The sequence below is a fragment of the Xenorhabdus santafensis genome, assembly GCF_033949405.1.
GTDB lineage: Bacteria > Pseudomonadota > Gammaproteobacteria > Enterobacterales > Enterobacteriaceae > Xenorhabdus > Xenorhabdus santafensis.
In genome coordinates this window covers 1-3,443 of the sequence record NZ_VCDN01000122.1, presented here as the reverse complement: position 1 = coordinate 3,443, position 3,443 = coordinate 1, and the positions used below count along the sequence as shown (strand labels likewise).

Genomic DNA, 3,443 nt, shown 5'->3' with positions numbered 1-3,443 from the left:
ATTCTGCCATTTAAGCGCAAAGTGCAGTTCACTCGGGAGCATTTAATACATCATTTTCAATTAAAAAACAGATAATTACGAATTCACCCCAGTAACTTTTTACTTAATTTCCCGGGAAATTGCCGTAACCAATGTGCCACGGAGATATCATCCCACTCGCCTTCATTCAGGCTTTTTAAGCAGTGCCACAGTTCATGAAAATTTTGGCTGGTGATAATCAGGCAGCCCGGCATTACTCTGATTTTTAACGGATCGTTAATGGAAAATCCTGCTTCCAGTAGCCATTTTCCGCTTAAGTTGATGGCAGGGATCGTGCGGTTAACTCCCTTAGGGCGGTAAACCACTTTCTGATAACGTTCTGGTTGGGAAATTTTGTAAATGCAAATGCCTGCAGTAGAATGTGCGTCAGCCATAATAACTACTCCGATAGTTGTTGTGGTTAGCGGTTTTATCGTGTTCCACCACGGTAAAGCCGCGTCGAAATTTCACCGCCACTCTATCTCCCGTCCAAATAACATACCACTGACAAAAATTGCCTTTGCAAAGCTGCTCGCAAGAAAGCGAACAAGAACGGTCCCGTATTCATCACCGATCGCGGTAAGCCTGCCCATGTGCTGTTGAGCATTGAAGAATACCGGCTGCTGACAAAGTAACATCGCAACATTGCCTATTCGCTGGCAATACCGGGAGTTGCGGATATTGAATTTGAGCCGCAACGAGTGAATATCGGAACCCGCCCGGCTGATTTCTCATGATGTACGTACTCGATACCAACGCGGTGTCCGAACTTCGAAAAATATGAGCAGGGAAGGCCTATCCAAACGTAGTAAAGTGGGCTGAAAACATCGATGCTGCCGACCTTTTTGTGTCCGCGATCACCATCATGGAGTTAGAACTCGGCGTTTTATTGATTGAGCATAAGGATGCCACTCGAGGGGCTATGTTGCGCGCTTGGCTGGAACAACATGTCTTACCGGAATTTTCCGAACGAACGCTGTCCGTTGATACCCCTGTGGCACAAAGCTGCGCCCGGCTGCATGTCCCTGAACAAGTGCAGCGAGCGTGATGCGTTGATTGCTGCGACAGTGCTTGTAAATGGTATGACGGTAGTCACACGTAACGTAGCCGATTTTCAGCCCACAGGAGTGACGATCCTCAATCCGTGGGAGCCGAATCCATAATGTACATTAGTTGTGGCTTAACCTGACGGTGTTCTATGGCAGGGCACGAATAAATCTGACTGTCAGTTAAGAGTGAGGAGCGGACGTTGATAGACTAGTAAATTACCATATAGTAAAACAGGCGTTTTTATAGTCCTCACTTAAACTTGAGTTTAGGTAAAAATGTGCAAATGGGGCTGGTTTAGCTACTCCCATTCGCAAATAACATTCAATCAAATGCACACTATTTATGTGGCTTGCCCTTTTTCGGAGAAATTATCTAGTTGTTTAAGAATAGCCTTGCCTGTTTTAACATCGCTGAGCAAAGTTGAAAGCTCAACTACTAGATCATCTTTATTGTAGCAATAAGCCTCTCTGTCATCGTATTTTATAATGCAGGGATATCCATTCTCCGATACTTTCCATTCGGCTAACTCTATAGGTTCTTTGTTGACGTAATTAGTAATGCATAGTCCTTGATATTCCACAAAATCAAAATTAAATGCATCCAAAAACACATTCTTAACTGCACCTTTTTTGTGGGTTCTCTTTGATAGACTCCAAACACCAAAATGAACTTTTCCATCGTAAGTTTCTTCAAGTTGTTCGTTTACCGCTTTAATTAGGTCATTTATTTCTCTTTTATTTTCAGCGGCAACTGTCGCTGCGGCGACTCCCACTGAAAATGATTTTCTAAAATCAGTCATTATTGACCCTCTCTATTACTGATAAAATGGGTAGGTGATCAAATTTTGATTTTGCATTGTGAATATATCCAATAAATTCGGAATCACTGAACACCATCGTTTCGGTTTCGTTCAAATGCCATGACTTACCGGCGATAAACTCGGAAGAAAACATCATTTGGTCAAATGTTTTCCATCTACTTGAATCATCATTTTTATAGAAGTATGTCCCGCCGTGAATATTTGTTGTATCTGAATTAGGATGCAATGTCGCATACATCAGATGACGCCAAAATGGGTTGTATAAAAGCCCTGGGCGCTTTTTTACCAATGCTATATCACGGGATGCGCCCAAATGCTCTGTGATGCTTTCATTAAAAGGCTCTTCATTGAAATCACCTAAAACAATAACTTTATTTTTTTTACTATCTATACACTCATGTATAGCAGTCTGGAGCAACATGCCTAACTGGGCTTTTTTGGGAGAGTCAACATAGTCATATAGCCTACTTGACCAATGTGCGATAAATAAAACCAAGATTTCAGTTGTTTCATTTATAGTAAACTCAACCTTTTGACCAGCATAAATTGTATTACCTGTATGGTGAGGCCTACTGACCAAACTAGACTCAATGAACTGAACGATCTGGTTTCTATAGATTACGCAGATATCAAATTTTTTTCTCTTTTCTCTAAACGCACCATTATAGATACTAAATTCTTCGCCTAGCGCATCTGATATGCTATCAATATCCTCAGGAGTTACCTCACATAAGCACATTATGTCTACCCACCTTTCATTGAGCAAACGAGACAAAACTAACGCAACATATAACTTATGTTCTTCTGTAGCCTGATTTTCCCTTGTTTTAGGCGAAAGACTCGTATTCCACCATCCTAAGGTTATTCTTCCTGTTTTTCTCATAAGAAATCATTGGCTTGAAGGAGTTTACATTTATAATAATTTCAAGCATGTCTAGCGTCAATGCTAGTTAAACGGTCAGACCAGAATTCTAGAGGGTTGCGGCCTTCTGGTAACAATCTACTAACATAGTACTGGCTCAACAACGTCCGCTGCTGGCACAAAGCAGACTGCCAAATAAAGTTTTTCTCAGTTCAGCGACAGTTCCAGATCGAGTAATGGCTAATACAAAATTACCGAATACGTCGCTTCAGCTCCTTCAAAATGTCACTCAGCTTCTCAATGGCCTGCGCATTTTCTGCAATGGCCTGTTTGTGACGCACATCAGCTCTGGCCTGCTCATCTAGTTGCTTCTGTATATGCCGCCCGGTTTCTGCGTCCAGAAAATGCTCCTGACTGGCCTCCACTATCCAGCGGGTATCATTGGACGCGGTGCCGCTGATCCATGCTGTCCACTCTGAGGTATTACCCGATTTATCCACCAACCGTGCCCGAAAATAGAGCTTCTCTCCAGCCGCCAACCCCTGCAAAGTGTGGGTCCGTTGTGGGTAGGAGATATCAGCGGATTGCAACATGTCATCATCTTTACCGTTTTTGCTATAGCTAATTTCCGTTTTCAACAGGACCCCCGTAGGAGCGGCAAAGTCCCAAGCCAGCCGGATACCAAAAAGTAGC

The 3,443-nt window shown here is 42.8% G+C and carries 3 protein-coding genes and 3 pseudogenes; 2 read left to right on the top strand and 4 right to left on the bottom strand.

Going from position 1 to position 3,443, the window contains the following annotated elements; translation table 11 throughout:
* Nucleotides 1–83: 83 nt before the first annotated feature.
* A complete protein-coding gene (locus FE392_RS18830) occupies nt 84–413 on the bottom strand; it encodes a SymE family type I addiction module toxin (RefSeq protein WP_319931368.1) in 330 nt (109 codons plus the stop codon).
* A gap of 141 nt (nt 414–554) precedes the next feature.
* Between FE392_RS18830 and FE392_RS18825 the strand changes: the two are divergent.
* Both FE392_RS18825 and FE392_RS18820 read left to right on the top strand, forming a co-directional pair.
* A pseudogene (locus FE392_RS18825) lies at nt 555–755 on the top strand (type II toxin-antitoxin system prevent-host-death family antitoxin); the annotation flags it as partial.
* Nucleotides 755–1,181 (top strand): annotated as a pseudogene (locus FE392_RS18820) (type II toxin-antitoxin system VapC family toxin). The pseudogenes FE392_RS18825 and FE392_RS18820, both read left to right, overlap by 1 nt.
* 227 nt (nt 1,182–1,408) lie before the next feature.
* Here FE392_RS18820 and FE392_RS18815 read toward each other — a convergent pair.
* The 3 genes and pseudogenes from FE392_RS18815 to FE392_RS18805 form a co-directional block, all read right to left on the bottom strand.
* Nucleotides 1,409–1,867: a hypothetical protein gene (locus tag FE392_RS18815; protein ID WP_319931686.1), complete on the bottom strand. Its 459-nt coding sequence runs from the start codon at nt 1,865–1,867 to the stop codon at nt 1,409–1,411.
* On the bottom strand, nt 1,860–2,771 hold the full coding sequence (locus FE392_RS18810; RefSeq protein WP_319931685.1) for an endonuclease/exonuclease/phosphatase family protein: 912 nt from the start codon (nt 2,769–2,771) through the stop codon (nt 1,860–1,862). Before FE392_RS18810 ends, FE392_RS18815 begins: the two co-directional genes overlap by 8 nt.
* A gap of 230 nt (nt 2,772–3,001) precedes the next feature.
* Nucleotides 3,002–3,443: pseudogene (locus FE392_RS18805) on the bottom strand (host specificity protein J); the annotation flags it as partial.